Source organism: Rhodococcus sp. YH3-3 (genome assembly GCF_001653035.1).
GTDB lineage: Bacteria > Actinomycetota > Actinomycetes > Mycobacteriales > Mycobacteriaceae > Rhodococcus_F > Rhodococcus_F qingshengii.
Genome location: NZ_BCWH01000006.1, coordinates 1 through 15,568 on the forward strand (window position 1 = coordinate 1; position 15,568 = coordinate 15,568).

The 15,568-nt window shown below is 59.6% G+C and carries 12 protein-coding genes and 2 pseudogenes; 3 read left to right on the forward strand and 11 right to left on the reverse strand.

Going from position 1 to position 15,568, the window contains the following annotated elements; genetic code table 11:
- From YH3_RS33135 to YH3_RS33185, 10 genes and pseudogenes are all read right to left on the reverse strand, one after another.
- Positions 1–1,121, reverse strand: a pseudogene (locus tag YH3_RS33135) (hypothetical protein); the annotation flags it as partial.
- Between the two features lie 28 nt (positions 1,122–1,149).
- Positions 1,150–1,449: a type II toxin-antitoxin system PemK/MazF family toxin gene (locus YH3_RS33140; protein WP_064444974.1), complete on the reverse strand. Its 300-nt coding sequence runs from the start codon at positions 1,447–1,449 to the stop codon at positions 1,150–1,152.
- Positions 1,449–1,685 carry a YlcI/YnfO family protein gene (locus YH3_RS33145; protein WP_042445813.1) on the reverse strand — a complete coding sequence of 79 codons (237 nt, stop codon included), beginning with the start codon at positions 1,683–1,685 and terminating at the stop codon, positions 1,449–1,451. The genes YH3_RS33140 and YH3_RS33145 overlap by 1 nt, the downstream gene beginning before the upstream one ends.
- Before the next feature lie 372 nt (positions 1,686–2,057).
- Positions 2,058–2,798, reverse strand: coding sequence for a TetR/AcrR family transcriptional regulator (locus tag YH3_RS37215; protein WP_082920770.1), 741 nt, complete (start codon positions 2,796–2,798; stop codon positions 2,058–2,060).
- A complete protein-coding gene (locus tag YH3_RS33155; protein WP_064444976.1) occupies positions 2,795–3,763 on the reverse strand; it encodes a DUF2637 domain-containing protein in 969 nt (322 codons plus the stop codon). The genes YH3_RS37215 and YH3_RS33155 overlap by 4 nt, the downstream gene beginning before the upstream one ends.
- Positions 3,764–4,393: 630 nt before the next feature.
- Complete coding sequence (locus tag YH3_RS37010; RefSeq protein WP_232354273.1) at positions 4,394–4,588, reverse strand: hypothetical protein; 195 nt, start codon at positions 4,586–4,588, stop codon at positions 4,394–4,396.
- Positions 4,589–4,704: 116 nt separating this feature from the next.
- The gene (locus tag YH3_RS33165; protein WP_029256883.1) at positions 4,705–5,487 is read right to left on the reverse strand and encodes a ParA family protein; all 783 of its coding nucleotides are present in this window, start codon (positions 5,485–5,487) and stop codon (positions 4,705–4,707) included.
- Positions 5,488–9,697: 4,210 nt separating this feature from the next.
- A complete protein-coding gene (locus YH3_RS33175) occupies positions 9,698–9,955 on the reverse strand; it encodes a hypothetical protein (RefSeq protein ID WP_029256882.1) in 258 nt (85 codons plus the stop codon).
- A gap of 735 nt (positions 9,956–10,690) precedes the next feature.
- Complete coding sequence (locus YH3_RS33180; RefSeq protein ID WP_064444978.1) at positions 10,691–11,629, reverse strand: phospholipase D family protein; 939 nt, start codon at positions 11,627–11,629, stop codon at positions 10,691–10,693.
- Positions 11,630–12,104: 475 nt separating this feature from the next.
- Positions 12,105–12,332, reverse strand: a complete 228-nt coding sequence (locus YH3_RS33185) for a hypothetical protein (protein WP_190287610.1) — start codon at positions 12,330–12,332, stop codon at positions 12,105–12,107.
- 78 nt (positions 12,333–12,410) lie between these two features.
- On the opposite strand from YH3_RS33185, the pseudogene YH3_RS37015 reads away from it, so the two are divergent.
- The 3 genes and pseudogenes from YH3_RS37015 to YH3_RS33195 form a co-directional block, all read left to right on the forward strand.
- A pseudogene (locus YH3_RS37015) lies at positions 12,411–12,659 on the forward strand (NAD(P)-dependent oxidoreductase); the annotation flags it as partial.
- Entirely contained in the window at positions 12,660–13,127 is a 468-nt protein-coding gene (locus YH3_RS37020; protein ID WP_232330094.1) for a hypothetical protein, read from the forward strand. It begins immediately after the preceding pseudogene.
- A 10-nt stretch (positions 13,128–13,137) separates the two neighbouring features.
- Positions 13,138–14,028, forward strand: a complete 891-nt coding sequence (locus YH3_RS33195) for a phytanoyl-CoA dioxygenase family protein (RefSeq protein WP_030536462.1) — start codon at positions 13,138–13,140, stop codon at positions 14,026–14,028.
- Positions 14,029–14,091: 63 nt separating this feature from the next.
- Here YH3_RS33195 and YH3_RS33200 read toward each other — a convergent pair whose 3' ends face one another.
- Entirely contained in the window at positions 14,092–15,372 is a 1,281-nt protein-coding gene (locus tag YH3_RS33200; RefSeq protein ID WP_007732099.1) for an IS256 family transposase, read from the reverse strand.
- Positions 15,373–15,568 lie beyond the last annotated feature (196 nt).

A 15,568-nucleotide genomic window follows, 5' to 3' on the forward strand; every position in this document is an offset into this window, starting at 1 on the left:
CGAAGATGTCGAGGTTTTCCGTAGCCGAATTCGAGCATGCCAGCGGAAGCGAGGTACGCAGCTCGTTGGTCTATCGATACCAGTTGCGTTGCGTCGGAAAGTTCTTCGAGGTCCGGGATGCGGGTCCATCCGACTGCAGGTTCGAGATCTCCGCGGGGTTCGCCGTCCAGCGGTGGGACCGGTCCACCGACAGTGACGACGATTCCTTTACCGCTGCGGGTGCGGTCGCGTTTGATCTTGTCGACGATTGCGGCGCCGGTGCGTGCTGGGGTGGGGCCGGGTAGCACGCCGAGGTGTTGTGCGCTCCAGGCGAGTCGGCGTCCCAGTTCCTGCGCAGCGGGGAGGTCGTCGTCGGGGAGGTAGGTTCCGGCGGCCGGTGATCCGAGGATCCCCATGTCCCCCACGCGATTGCCCCATCCGAAGTCTTTGTTCCAGTAGGTCCACACGTAGGGTTCGATGAAAATGTCGACCATGGACGTGAAGTTCCCGGTGGTGCGGGAGAGGTGAACGACGTGGCCGGGTTCTCCGCGGAGTTCCCATCCTGCGGTCAGCATCGGGGTCAGCGTGGCGTGGAGGATAGCTGTGAGTTCTTCGGCCGCGCGTGTGCGGAGGATTTCCATGTCGTCGACGTCGTCTTCGCTGCCTGGGTCGATGATCCATCCGAGCATTTCGCAGGCTTCGATTCCGACGATCCAGATCTGTGCCGGTGCGCCCAGCGGGGTGAGCGTTGCCCATCTGATGAGTTTGTCGAGTTTTTCGATGGAATCGACTGGGCCGGTGAGTGTATGGCCGGATGGTGTATAGGTGCCGGCTGCTGTGACAACGACGGCGTGGCCGTCTGCTGCCTCGCTGGCGGGAGGTAGGGCGGTGGGTTCGGTTGCGCCCCGTTCGGACGCCGGGGTGGGTTCGGGTTCCACGTCTTTGGAGCGCTTGTCCGGAGGGTCGACGATATCGTCGATGGCTGGGATCTCAGCGGCGTCGGAACTCGTTTCGAGAGAAGCGATGTCGTCAACGTCGAACAGTGCAGGCTGGTCTGGCTCGGGAATTTTGTCCGAACGGGTAGCGGATTCTGGTGTTTCGAGCTCGAATAGCGCGAACTGCTCCCTTTTCCTCAGCGCCATGCTGCATCCTTTCCGTTCACTGTCGTCCTCATTCGAGATCGAATGCGGCGCGCACGGCTATGGACAGTGATTCTTCTTGTGCTGGCAGAAGATAACCGATGACGTTGCCGAGTGCACTGACGGGAATGGTGGTGATGTGATCGCAACTGACCACCGCGTCGGCGGATAGTCCGTTCGCGGCACTGACGGACACCTCAGTGGACAGTCCTCGGATCTCGTCGGTGATGGGCGCTACCGTGACGGTCCCGAGGTGTGGACGGACCACCTGTCGGGTGAGTACGAGGACCGGGCGGACTGTGTCGAGGTCGGCTTCGTGAATTGGTCGCATCAGCTCAGGCCTGTTGACTGCGGATTGGCGGCGTGGTGAGCGAGAGAACTCAGGTCATGTTCGGATGTGGCGTTCGCGAGAATCTCCGCGTCACGTGCGGCGATCTGTCGGCGACGCTCGCGTTCGAGAGCGCGCAACACTACCGAGGCTCGCGAGGTGGCGCGCTGTTCTCTGATTTCGTCGTCGAGAAATGCCACGATCTCGTCCGGTAGTCGTACCGCGATCTGCGTGCTCATATGTCTATGGTACCGAAGTGGGATTCGTTTTGGTACCGCGATCGTGTGCGAGTTGAGGAACCGATCATTTCAACGGGAGGCAAGAGTCGATGAAGTGCTCAGAGGCCCTAGTGCGGCACCCCTTCCCACGGTCCCGTCGATGGTCACGTCTTCACGTCGGCGCGGCGCGGATCGCTATTGCTGAAAGATTCGGCGTGAGACAAAGCCTTCGAGGATTCGACGCTCGATGCCTGGCACGTTGTGGCCCCTCTCGACGACGCGACTGCCTCGCTAGCGTCGAGGAATTAGCAGTACACCGTGTACACGGTTGGCGACGTCACCGCGAGGATTGAGTTCGGCCCCCTCCCCCACCCACGATCTCGCCAGCGCGAACTACATATCTGAGATCAGATACGCGTTCACTAAATCGTCAATCCGCGACGTGAAATCTCCAGGGTCGCCGAGCACCTGTATGACTTGAATCGCACCGATGAATCCCGCGCACAGATTCTCAGCCAGGCGCTGGGCGGCGGAGGCGGGGAGCTGTCCGTCTGCGATCGCGGTATCGACGACTCGGCTGACGAGTTCCACCCACTTGCGGAATGCGGGTCGGGCAGTATCGAGACCTGCTTCTGTGGTGAGCCTGAGGCCTGCTCGGGCCAGGTCATCGTCAGCGATTAGCGCCGCCGAACCGCTAAAGAATGCAGCCAACTGCTCGATCGCCGGTATTGCTGATTCGTCGGTTGATTGTCGGGTTTGGCGGAGCGCGGTCAACCAGTGGTTGATGAGTTCTCGCGCGATCGCTTCCTTGGAGTCGAAGTGGAAGTACACCGCTCCTTTCGTGGAGGCAGCCTCCGCGATGATGTCGTTCAACGAGGTGGCGGCATACCCATCGATTGAGAAGGAGCGTGCAGCTGCCTTGAGGATCTTTGCCTTCGTGTCGTGCGCTCGTTGTTGTCGGGGTCGTTGGCGTTGGTCGGGTGGAACGATCAGATGGAGTCGGTCGTCTGGGTCAGTCAATGCGGGTTCCTTACCTGCAGTCGGTGGGGATTTCGCGGGCGCCGTCCCCCTCCATGATGGCGTGTTTCCTGCCCCTTGGAGACTGTGGCATTGCTGAGTTGCGGCGCTAGTCACGCTGTAGGGACGAGTTGGTCGGCGAACTGGGCGTCGGAGGCTCGCACGTCGATGAGCGGGGGATTCTCGAAGCCGGCCGCTCGGGCCGCGGTGTCGAATTTTTCGTACCGGCGCCACGACGTCGATGTTGCAACAGGAGGGTTGGATGTCTGAGCGATCATCTCCCAGGTGAGAGTTGGGTCTGCGAGCTTGCGTCGTGCGGTGTCCTTGACAGCGTCGGGTAGGCCCGATGTGGCAATGAACCACTCCAGTTCGGCGTGCGCCTCGTCGTTCGACGATTCCGGATCGACTGAGGAGCTCGTCTGTTCGGAGGGGCTCGAATGCGGAGCGCTTTCCGGCGCGTGATGCGTTTCCACGATGCCCAGAGAAGGCTGGAATCCCTCAGCTGTTTCGTTGCGCATGACGCGTCTTTGCGTAGCGACAATGCCCACGCCTGCAGCGGCATTGTCGATCTCGATCTTGTAGTCGGAATACGCGATACCCGTTGCTTTGATCAGGATCCCCAGTCCATGGGTGAAGGCGAGTACCAGCACCGGCGGAATGATCGCGATCATGGCAGCAACAGCAGGGTCGAGAGGCATGTAGCCGATACTCTGACCTGCCGCAACGGCCTGTTGCGCACCCGTTGCAGAGTGGAACGCATGGTAGGCGTTCCCAAGAATGCTGATCGCGACCACTGCAACAGCCACGGCAACGTAGAAGTACTTGTCGCGCCGATGCATCTTCAGTTTGCTCAGAATGACGATGGCTACGGTTGATCCGAAGATTGCACTGTCAACGATGACGGGAAAGATCCATGCGAGGTTTTCGGGGATGGTTCCTTGGCGCGCGAGGTCCCGCTGGACCGCGAAGGAGAGGACGAATGCGCCTGCGGTGATCCCGATCGCGATGAAAATCGCGATGAGAAGTGCGGCGATCAGTGCTCCAAGCTGGATCCGCGCGGCGCGCAGACTAAAATCACGCATGATCGGGTTTTCCTTCCTACAAGGGGTGTTCTCGGTCTGGAGTCCCGCTGGTTGCCGCCGGCGGGACTCCTCTGGTTTCGGAAGATTTCTTCTGGTTGCACTCCTTGCGTTTCGTCCGTTTTGCGCGCGGTGAAGGTTGACAGCGATTTCTAACGGTCGTATCCGAGAGTCGACTGATGCTTTTTGCGTCGCACTCAGAACACGTCGGGGATGTCGTTCCAGCGGCGTGCCTGTTGATCTCAGAGGGACGTGGGGTGGTCTGCAATTTTGCGTGAGAATTGCGTGACTGCAGCGAATTGTTCACGCAATTTGCTCCAGGGTTTGCGCTGCCAAGGCTTCCAAGTTCTACAGAACGGACTGTCAGCAGATGAGAGGTACATGGCATTGCACGCCCCAGCAAGGACTCCCACTCCGGGCGGGTTCGCATGTGCCCGCCCCCGCCGGCTGACCACTCGAAATACTGAAATCTGTGGAATGCTTCTCGGGTGCAAACCCATTCAGCGGGCGCGCTAAGCGCCGGTGCGTAGGTCTTCCCGCCGAAGTACAAGATGCCCTTGCCCGTGACGGAAATTCACAACCAGGACAATCCTTGGAGTGCATGCACGCAGTGCATGCCGTGCACGCAGTGTCCTACAGTCCTCTGGCCTTCAAGTATTCGTCCAGCGCAGCCTCGGTCATCGACGCCTCGCTGATTTCGCGATCGCCTGTCTCGTACCGCAACTTGTCGACACCGCGCCGGAGGCGATCCTTGGTGGAAGGTTTGATGCGCGTGTTGTGGGTCATCGACAGCTTCTCTTCCTCGTCCTTGCGGCCGCTGAGGTCCACTGAAGGCGACGATGGCGCAGGTGCAGGTGTCGCAGGGGTCGTGTCTCCCCTAGGCGGACGTTCCGGGATGAGTTCAGCCGGGTGAGTCTTACGAATGGCAGGTTCCCGCTTCACGCTCATGCCGGTGCTCCGATCACGATGGGCAACTCAGCGAGCAAGTCGCTGTATGCAAGTTGCAGTGTCAAAGCCTTTCCGCCCTTGAACTGGTGAATCGGAGTGCGATTCGAATGCGCATCCTGACGAGCCGCGAGTTCCGGGATCGACGTCTTGGCGACGAGAGCTCCGTACGTCTCCCGTAACTCGCTCTCTCGGAACTCATGTTCGCCAGTGGAGCGTTTACGACTGATCACGATCTTGTCGAACGCCAGCTTGGGGTTTGCGCGTTTACGAACGGTGTCGATCGTCTCTTCGAGCTTTTGAACACCACCGACGCTGTCGATTGTGGGTTCGGTGATCGCGACAACGCCATCTGCTGCGATGAGAACCGCGAACAGCACCTTGCCCATATTGGGAGGGCAGTCGAACAGCACGGCGTCATACGGAGAAAGGTCGAGCCCTTCGAACGCAACGTCTAGGCGAAACACCAGGTCGTTCGACCCATCCGATTCGATTTTTCCGAGTTCTTCGTCCGCTGGAATGAGGTCGACGCCATCCCATGGAGTAGCAATGATCGCCTCCGCTGCAATGCCTTCCCTGGTCTGGTTCATGAGGTGGTAGGCCGTCATCATGCCCTCTTCGAGCGTGACGCCGAGGCCGCCGGTCGTATTGCCCTGCTGGTCCATATCGACGACGAGTACTTTTCCGCCGACCGCGGTGATGGCGCTGGCAAGCCCGAGCGTGGAGGCCGTCTTGCCTACGCCACCCTTCTGGTTGCCGAGTGCGATTTTGCGTGGCTGCATTGCGGACCTTTCATCGAGGGCGTTGACGCTTGCGGGGCGTGCATTGCGTGTAAATCACGCACGGCATGCAATAGGGGCATTGCTTGCCGTGTGCGCAGTCCACGCCGTACGTGGATCGCATGCAGACTGTGCGTCACATGCGATCTGAGCACCGCATGCATTGCATGCTGCAGCTGCTCTGCCCGCTAGACACGCACACTGTGCATTACGTGCGCGCGTAGCATAACACGCATGTAATGCATGTCGTTCAAGCCTTGCACTCTGTGCGTGTCGTGCATTTCATGCATGCTTGGCGTTACGCGCAAACCATGCTGGCAATGCGATTCGTGCAAGCTGTGCGCGTAATGCGTGCGTTGCTAGACACGCTCGTATTGCAAGACACGCTTGCATATCATGCAACGCATTCCGCGCACAGCTTGCACCCCTCGCAGTCCTCGCTCCGCGTGCCACGCGTGCCATGCGTGCTCAAGTAGCCATGCACTCACCGCACGCATCACATGCCTACCATGCAATGCATGCATGCAGTGCGTACGGCATTGTGCATGGAGAACTCGCAGCGCATGCACCGCGTGGGCTGCATGGTTTGCACGTGCTGCACGTATTGCATGCACTGCATGCGCCCGCAAAAGCGCTGTTCACAGCACTAACTGGTCTCGAACGAATCAAAAAATCCGCCACGAAGATCAGACATCGAGGCAAAGGTTCGACCGACCGAGAGCAGATTGACTGTCGTGATCGCCCGACCACCACATGTAGCAGGCACCGAATCGAACCAGGAGGCAGATAGTTCGCAGCGAGATTGTCGAGGAGATCGACCTGAAACTCCTGGAATGCCAACTGGCTCGAAGCACGAAATCAGGGGGATTCGACAATTCCGGTGTGGACAGCACGGATTGTTCAGCAGTCGCCGAGCGACCATATCCAGCCAGTTCGTACCCAGGCCATCATTTCGAGGCCAGCGGGAACGGGCTGCCACTTCAGAAAATCTCTGATACTGCCCTGCGGAAGCAGGTCGACAGATGCACATGCTGCCAGTCGAAACCAGAACATACTTCATCTCATCGGACTCGGAAGGCCGAGACCCGCACGAGGGCACACAATGAACCGCGAGACGTGCACTGAAAGTGGCTTCCGGCACGCGGCGAGGAGGGGCGAACGACCACACTGAATCCCCATTTTGGGTGGACGGAGGGAACACCTCGTCTAGTGACGAGTTGCAACTACAGCAGATTTCATTGGCCAAACGACGTGTTCACCTGACTCGCGAAGAGTGTTTTCCGAGACATCCCAGGTACTCCGGACCCGTGCACAATCGAAATTTCCGCACGAAATGCGCGTCGAGTGTGTGACTCCGGAGGTACGAGCCAAACGACATACCGAGATCCGAATGGGGCCGAGGTTCGGTCGACGTGTGGGCATCAAAGCGAATCCAAGCAGGCATGGACTTATCGTCACAGTGACGAAATCAGGTAGGGGCTACGGTGGGGATGATCAGCACTGTGAGGGCCGATTTCACTGCTTCACGAGCAGAATTTTCGCATGCGGGCACTCGCACCCAGCGTCGCGCAGTTCGGTACAACCAAACACGCGTGTCCATTCGACGGGGTGGGGGAGTGGCGGCGATCAAGACCCAAGTCAAGTGTCTGTGAGGATCCCGTGCAGGACGCCTACTCTGCCGTGTCGGCGGATACGAACATCACAAGGTGGCCGACGGTTGCCCGCAACAGTAGTGCCTTACATGCAATGCATGCCTTGCAACGCACGCATTGCGTGTATGGCACGCGCGACCAGAATGCCTCGCAACGCGTGCGTCACATGCAGTGATCGCAAGGCCATTCTTCCGCGCAAAATAGCCTCTACCTGCGAAAATCAAATTTCAGGATCAGACGCACCGCAGCATTGCGGGACGCACGACAGGGCGACACGTCCTCAGGCGTGCGAACGTGTCGGCATCCGGGACGGCAGTTTTCGACGTGACTATGCGCCCCGACGGCCACTATTCAATGGTTTGGGCGGGTTCAGTCCTTCGAAAGCGGGGGTCGAGTGCAATGCATAGACCCAAATACCGTCCTCCTGATTCTCAGTGCACGATCAACCACCTCACGCGTATTCAGACCAGGGCAAGCAGGGCTTTATCCAAGCGCAATCCTTCTCGCCAGCACTCGTTGCCCACCATGCGGCGCGATTCTGGACGTGCACTGCAGCCTTGGATTGGACGGCCTCAATGCTGAAGTTTGCTCAGGTGCGCACGAATGCTGGCGAGACTCCTCGCGCGGTGGTCCGGGTCCGCTGCCATTTTCGTGCGGTGTACGTGTGAGTTTTCGAGTAGTTGTTGTTCCCTCTTTCTCGCCAGGTCGGCCGACCTACGCTGTTCGCTGGGGGATTCTCTCGTCCAGTCGATGCCGTCGAGCCTTCGTCTGAGGTAGCCCAACGGCGAACCCAGGCTTGATCTCGTTGGCCAGATCCACCCCCGGTCTGCTGTGTCACGGGAGAGCGTCAGTGCGATGTCACGGCCGGTCCACCGAGTCGTATCGATTTTGACATCGCGGAGAAGATCGCAGATCACCCCGATATGTCCGGGTGGTCTGAGGGCCGGAGCATGGTTGACGAGTTCAGCCGCAGTCCTTTGAAGTGCCAGAGGCCGCGGTGTCCGAGCGCTGCTTCGTTTTTTCGATGTCGGCCGAGTTCGCGCGTGTACGCGTTGGTGAGTTCTTCCTAACGGAAGAACTTCAGAAGATAAAAAACCAACACTAGATAGGGTGTCAGCTCCTATCGACCCTGGTCGACCGGTGTTGGGCGGGTTGACTCGGTTGAGGCCGTCCCCCCGAGAGCTCCGAACCCTGCGGCGGGGAGCCCTCTCAGAGGCACGAGACGGCCGTGTCTTGGCGACCTTTCGAGGTGGTGTCGTTGCTACGACTGTTCGAGGAGAAGACAGTGACCATGTCGATGCAGCGCGGTGCTGTTGACCCCCGTGGTGGGCCTCAGCAGCGAGAAATTCCAGGGTTTTGAGGTTTCGCCCCCGGACGTGTTCGATGCCCATTCCAAGAGCGATGAGCACTCTCCTGGCGCGGTTGACCGAGGATTCGCTGACTTTGGCCCGGGCAGCGATTGTCGACTTGGCTGCGCAGACCCCGCGGCCTGTGTGGGATTCGGCGAAATGTGCGTGAGCTTGTGCCACGACGTAAGCCTTGTCGGGCCTGATCAGGTTGCGCGCGCACAATGCCTTGCCGGCCGGAGTGGTGGTGTGGTGCCGGAACTGGCGGAGCCATTCCCTGCGTGACGTCCAGACCGGAACGCGTGCTTGTTCTTTTGGTTCGACGGGGAGGGACCAAGAGCGCCCACGCTGGTCAGTGCGCTCGTTGAGTTGTCGTGCGGCGGCTTCGATACGAGCCACACGTGCGAGCGCGTCGTCGACTGCTGCTTGCCATTCGTCGACTTCTGTCGATTGAGGGACAGCGGATTGGGTGCCGATGCGCGACACGCCGACGGTTGGTGATATGGAATGAGTTGGGGTGTATTCAGGGTATGCGCTACCCTGAGACATACCTGCCATAGGTAAGTCCCTTCCAGGGGATGCAGTACGAGCAGAGAAAGCGCCAACTTTCGAAGCTCACCTCTCGAGAATGTTTCGAGAACGGATGTCGGAGAACCTGCCAGTTCTCAGTCGACGTCAAGGACCTGCCAGTCCTATTTCGCCGCGATGCGGTCCGCTCCCAATCACCCCCTTCGGGGGCCTTTGTACTTTTCAAGAGGTCTGCGCTGTTTAGTTAGGTATCGGGGTACTTCGCTCGCTGCCGGCTAGGGGCGCCCTCCCTCTCTGCGGATCCGCTGTACGCGCGTTGCGGCCGCGGTCGTTCGAGAGGTCTGTTCGATCCGGCGGCCGCACATCGGTACCGCTATGGGTAGGGTGCTGGCCTGCTCGGAGGGGACATTCGGTACGCAGAAGTGTGATCCTGGCGTCGCGAAAGCTGAAATGTGATCTGGACGTGCCAGAAATGACACCGAGAACACGTCCGCGGGTATGGCGGAATTGCGTTTCTGCGATATCATCGAGTAAGCACCGCCTCTTCCTTTCGAGGTAGTGGTGGTCACCGCCTCTTCCTTCTCTGGGTTAGTGGTGGTCAGGAAGCTGGGAAGCTTCCACAACCGCATAAACGGACAGCCCCCGATGCCGCCAAGCCCTGGGGGTTGTTCGCTGTCTAGGGATAGTTCATGCGCCGACCGCAAGCTGCTCGATGCGACGCAACGATCCGGCCGCTTCGACTTCGAGAAGTCTTAGCTGCTCCGGATGCAGCTTGTCGCTGATGTAGTCCGGTATGTCCAGTCCGTGTGTGATGGCCAGTATGAGCACGGAGTAGTCCCCAGCAGGGATTCCGAGTTCGGCGGCCCGATCCTCGTACACCTTGTGCTGCTTGAGGGGAGCACGAGTCGCGATGTGTCCGCGAGGTCCCTTGTTGTGCTGTGCCATGAGGAAAGACTAGAACCAATCTGTAACTGATACGGGTAGGCGCGCTTGTTCGGTGTGTCGCGTGTGGTTGATGTTGCCATGGAGTTCTGTGGGATTTTTCGGCGGCCCGCGTCACGGGCCGCCGCCGGCCCGTCCAGCGACGAGCCCGATGGGGTGTTACTAAGGCTTCACCGAAGGCGGATCCTGGGTGTGTCGGCGCCGGCTCGTTCGAAGGCGTTCTCGTGTCGGAGTCGGTTCGAAACTTGAGGAGCGGATGGAGATGCTTAGCGCTCATGCTCTGAAATGCCGGGTGCAATCATGTGTGATTGAACGAGGGGGAGGGGTGGGGCAGCCCACGCGTGAGCTGCTGCCTCCGCAGCGCACTGTCGTGTGACGAGGAGAGGAACTTGTGGACAGTGGACGGGGGGGAGGGGGGGAGGGTCATCGGAAGGATCCGGAAAGGAAAACTCGATGTGGCCTCTTGTCGAATGCGTCTCGAACGGGGAGAACTTTACGTTTCGTGTTCGCGGGCGAGTCGTGACGGGACTTCGGTTGGCGCGAGGTTCATCTGCGTGCAATGCCGCGGTTAATGCTCTTCATCGCAGTTACGCAAAGGATTTCGTTCGGCAGGTGGGGCAGCAAAGTCGCGTGTTGTTCGACTTCCGCCAGTGCAATGTTCGGGTCGACATATCGGGAGAGAAGTGCACTTGCGTTCGAACGGGTGCTGTGTGTTTCGTCAACATGTGTTCCTCGGGGTCAATGGCTCCACAGTGCCAAGAGTTCGGCCCGAAGGCTGGGGGAGCGAACATAGTGGTTAGACCTCAGTTGTGCGCTGGGATGCCCAACGTCGGCGAGACGCTTTTCGACGTCCGCAGCAGGAAGCGGCACTAGATCGTTGCGAACGCGGAGAAAGCAGTGAAATTGGCTGGGGGAGAGGGGCATTCTTTCCTGATTGGATATCACGGCAGCGGGTGGCAGTAGCAATTCGTCATCCATGGAGACGCGAATGACGACGTCCCCGCGTGCAATGCTGCATGGCTTTTCGATTGTGAGCGTTTCGAGTCGGTATCTCGCTGTCGGATCGACCGAAAGCTCCTTCATTGAAGGCTTTTTCACAGGTGGGGTGCGCGTGTGAGGATGGCTCTCGTGGCGCCTGATGAATACTCTGTTGGTCGGAGTTGGAAGAAAGTCGTTGTCGAGGTTCTGAATTCGTCCTGCGATGCCGGGGATGGGTACGGCTCGCCCGGTTGCCCATTCGCGTTCAGCGTTGTCGATGAATGTCTGGTCTACGGTGGTGGTTTCGTCGATGTTGTTGATGAATGCGCGACTGTCGGCGACCACTTGAGGGTCATCGGAAATGATGACCGCCTCATGGGAGAATATGGAGTTTTCGGAAGCATTCGCCGAGCCGATTACAGCTCGTTGGTTCGTCACGATGACCTTGGCGTGCAATGCTGACGACGAGAGGATGCGAACGCCCTTGCTGAGGTAGTGCGAAAGAACGACAGGTGAAGTGGCGTGGGCGCGGATCGCCGCGGTTGAAGCATTGACGACCAGAAGGTCTCCACTGCGAAGTGGAAGTAGTTCAGGCGCAAGGTGTCCAAGGTAGGGGACAGCGGCATAGCGTGGGCCTCGCGTGCGGATTGCGCGAGTGATGTGTGGCCACGGGTTCGGTCCGTGGAAGCTGGTCCCCATAACCTAGAACGGTAGCGCGAATCGGGCCCGATTTATGGCGCCTGAGTGAAGTTGCTGTTGTTCTGCGTCACCTCCGAAGCAGAAGCATCGTCCGGATGTCTGTCGTGGAGGTAGTGGAACGGTGTGGCGATCACCCCCGCGGGGCCAGGCGATGTGATTTTCCAGTGCTACTGCAACGCTGTCGATTCGGCGTGCGAATCCGATACGGGACAGTGGCAGTAGTAGGGCGGACGTGCCGGGGAAGGCGTCTGCCGCCCGTTCGAACAGCGCCCTGCACAGTTCACCGGGAAACTCTCCGCCTGAGCGATCCCGCCGAGGTAGGGTGGGCGTGGTGGCTCGTGATGGCGCTCGAAAAAGGAACGTGCAGAGAGCTTCTCAAGCTTGCAGTGGAGGTCGATTGGCGTGGTCTTCATGAGCTGGTGAACCCATGCGTTGCGTCGGGAAGCCGGTTTGTTTGCTTGAGGTTGAGGTTCGCCTACTGCTCTCGGGTCGTCGCTCGTCCCGAGTTCAGGTGAGGTGGCGGCTGGGAGGCGTCAGCGTGGCTTCGACGCCCCATCAGGTAAAAGGCGATAGTGGCCGGCGTGATGGTTGCGAGCGCAACGTAGGACATGGCACTGACTGGAGACGGTGCGGGGAAGAAGATTCCGTTGAGATAGATCCATGAGGTTGCGACGGCACCGGCGATCAGTGCTGCGATTGTCACGGCGGTGGCTGCGCGCTCGCGGAAGAGGAGCCCCTCGCTGCGGCTGGAGCTACAGTCGCCGAATCTCCACAATCTGCGATTGCGGCCAGCCCGCTAATCGTCATCAGTCTCCTGAACTACGAGATCGCCAAAGATGTCGTTACAGAAGCAGATTCGATTGCCGGAAAAATCATCGTCAACACCGCAACCGGTACGCCGGAGGAAGCGAACCAGTTCGCCGAGTGGATCGCAGGGCGAGGCGCTCGGTACCTCGACGGAGCCATAGCTGCATACCCGGAGGACATCGGAACCGAAAGTTCAGGGATCAACTATTCCGGAGACGAGGACGTGTGGGAGGACGTCCAGAGCCTTCTGACACCCATCGCCGCCCAATCACGATATGTCGGAGCCCGTCCCGGTGCCGCCAACGTGATCGACGCGGCCATGGCAGGCGCATTCTTCAACGTCGCGCTCGGTGCCTTCCACGAAGCAGCAGCGTACGTGCGGTCCGAGGACGTCGCGATCGCGGAGATGCGCCACAGTTTGCACCTGTGGACCGACAAACTTCTCGAACTCCTTCACGAAGCACTCAAAGCGTTCGAATCCGGAGAGTACGAGACCGATCAGGCAACCTTGAACGTATACGCAGCCGCAGTAGAAGCCTGGCAACAATCGATGCAGCGAGCAGGCCAACGCGCCGCTCTGATGACGGCGAATCTCGACAACTTGCAACGTGCATGCGCAGCCGGGCACGGGGACAAGGGCATCTTCGCCCAAATCGAAACACTCTCCGCCAACCCTCAATCCGCAATCTAAGGAGACATCAATGACAACCATGGCCAATCACCTCACCGCCCTGCCCTCGACAACAACAGTCGACGAGATCGTCGACGTGATCCACCGCGACGGCGGTGTCATCGTCGAAGATTTCCTCGACACCCCCCAGCTCGACGAGCTGCGCGCCCAACTTGGCCCCGTCCTTGAAAGCACCGGCTACGGAGAAGACGAATTCTTCGCCGGAACCCAAACGCGAAGAGCAGGAGGGCTGTTCGGTCGGATCGACCTCATGCCCGAGATCGCGCTCCACCCGCTCTACTACGGGGCCGCCAAGAAGATCCTTCAGGTGCCCCTGTCCGTCTGGGTCGGAGACGACCAGATCGAAATCACGCCTGATATCCAGATCGGTGTCACTCAGGCAATCGAAATCCACCCAGGGCAGGGTGCCCAGCGTCTCCATCGAGACGACACGAGCTTTCTGTGGCGCCACCCCGACTACGGACGCGAGGGCCGACTGCAGATCATGGTGGCGGTCAGCGATTTCACAGCAGAAAACGGCGGCACCCTCGTCATACCCGGAAGCCATCGGTGGGACGACCAACGAGGCCCGAAACAAGCCGAAGCGGCGCCGACCGTAATGCGGGCCGGTGCTGCCCTCATCTGGACCGGTTCTACGTACCACGGCGGTGGTAACAACTCGTCCGAGGCGCCACGGACCGGCTTGACGATGGCATTCGACCTCGCCTGCTTACGTCAGGAAGAGAACCAATACCTGTCAATCCCGCGTGAAAAACTGCTTGATCTTTCCGAAGAGGTACAGCGACTGCTCGGCTGGGGGTCCGGAGCGAACCTGATGGGTTACGTCGAACGGGGCGGTCAGATGATCGACGCACACGTTCTCCTCGAAAACGGCGCCGTCGAACTCCCGACTGCCCGCTGAACTCTAGAACCTGCACGGTTGTCACCGGGTCTATCTCGCTAACGGTGTTTCGGCGGATTTCCATCAGTAAGTTTCCGATCCCGGCCAACGATCGGCGAACGTGATCGCAAACGCGTTCAGAGCAGGCTTCCACCTCGTTATCCATCGTGCCTGGCCCTTGCCTGTCGGGTCCAGTGAACGCGTCACCAGATAGAGGCACTTGAGCGCAGCAGCCTCGGTGGGAAAATGGCCACGAGCCTTGACAGCCCGCCGGTATCGGGCATTCAAGGACTCAATCGCGTTGGTAGAGCACAGCACTCGCCGTATCTCGGTGTCGTAATCCAGGAACGGGATGAACTCCTGCCAGGCGTTGTTCCACAATCGGATGATCGCCGGATACTGCTTGCCCCAACGGTCTGCGAGATCGTCGAACGCTGCCCGCGCTGCCGTCTCGGTCGGTGCGGTGTAGATCGGCTTGAGATCGTGCTTGAGCGCATCCCAGTGCTGCCGCGACGACAGTCGAAACGTGTTTCGGATCAAATGGATTACACACGTTTGGACCGTCGCGGCCGGCCACACGTTCTCGACGACCTCCGGTAGACCTTTCAATCCGTCGCAGACCAGGAAGAACACGTCCCGGGTGCCCCGATTTCGAATGTCGGTCAAGACGGACATCCAGAATTTGGCGCCTTCGCCGCCGGTGCCGGCCCACAATCCGAGCACATCACGGTGTCCGTCGAGACTGACGCCGATCGCGGCATAGATCGGCCGGTTCGCGACCTGCCCGTCCCGGACTTTGACGACTATCGCGTCGATGAAGATCGCCGCGTACACCTCGTCGAGCGGACGGGCAGACCAGTCCTGCATCTCCTCGAGCACCTTGTCGGTGATCCGAGAAATAGTCTCTTTCGAGACCGAGGCGCCATAGATTTCGGCGAAGTGAGAACTGATTTCACCGGTCGTTAATCCTTTGGCGTACAACGACAACACGATCTCGTCGACCCCGTTCAATCGCCGTTGGCGTTTCTTGACGATCTGCGGCTCGAACGTCCCCTCCCGATCACGAGGGACCTCGATCGGAACATGGCCGCTGGCCTCGGTCAACACCGTTTTCGATCTGGTTCCGTTGCGGATGTTGGACGATTCCCGCTCCGGCTGGGCTTGATTCTTGTCGTGCCCGAGGTGCTCGGTCATCTCCTCGTTCAAGGCGGTTTCCAGGACGGTTTTGGTGAACTGCTTGAGCAAACCATCCGGACCGGTCAGCGACAGACCTTGCTCCTTCGCCAACCTGACCAGCTCCGCGGCCGCCGCAGCTTCCGCGGAGGGCTCGGCCCTCTTCTTCGTCACATCTTCCAGTGTCGTCATCTCGGCACCTCCTCGCCGAGCATTCACTCAGCTAGTCGGGCCGAAACACCGATTTAGAGACAGTCCCTTGTCACCCGCAACCCAACTCGCTCAGTAGTTTCTGGGGTTCGAATCGAGAAATAGCCCGTAGCGTGACCGTCTGCGTGCCATCCGTAAACCTACTGGTGGTCAAGCAGATACGGGAAGACTGGTGGAA

Bases quoted from the DNA above. Each gene is read 5' to 3' on its own strand.
- YH3_RS33140 (WP_064444974.1), bottom strand. From the start codon at position 1,449: ATGCGACCAATTCACGAAGCCGACCTCGACACAGTCCGCCCGGTCCTC.
- YH3_RS33145 (WP_042445813.1), bottom strand. From the start codon at position 1,685: ATGAGCACGCAGATCGCGGTACGACTACCGGACGAGATCGTGGCATTT.
- YH3_RS33155 (WP_064444976.1), bottom strand. From the start codon at position 3,763: ATGCGTGATTTTAGTCTGCGCGCCGCGCGGATCCAGCTTGGAGCACTG.
- YH3_RS33165 (WP_029256883.1), bottom strand. From the start codon at position 5,487: ATGCAGCCACGCAAAATCGCACTCGGCAACCAGAAGGGTGGCGTAGGC.
- YH3_RS33175 (WP_029256882.1), bottom strand. From the start codon at position 9,955: ATGGCACAGCACAACAAGGGACCTCGCGGACACATCGCGACTCGTGCT.
- YH3_RS33180 (WP_064444978.1), bottom strand. From the start codon at position 11,629: ATGGGGACCAGCTTCCACGGACCGAACCCGTGGCCACACATCACTCGC.
- YH3_RS33195 (WP_030536462.1), top strand. From the start codon at position 13,138: ATGACAACCATGGCCAATCACCTCACCGCCCTGCCCTCGACAACAACA.
- YH3_RS33200 (WP_007732099.1), bottom strand. From the start codon at position 15,372: ATGACGACACTGGAAGATGTGACGAAGAAGAGGGCCGAGCCCTCCGCG.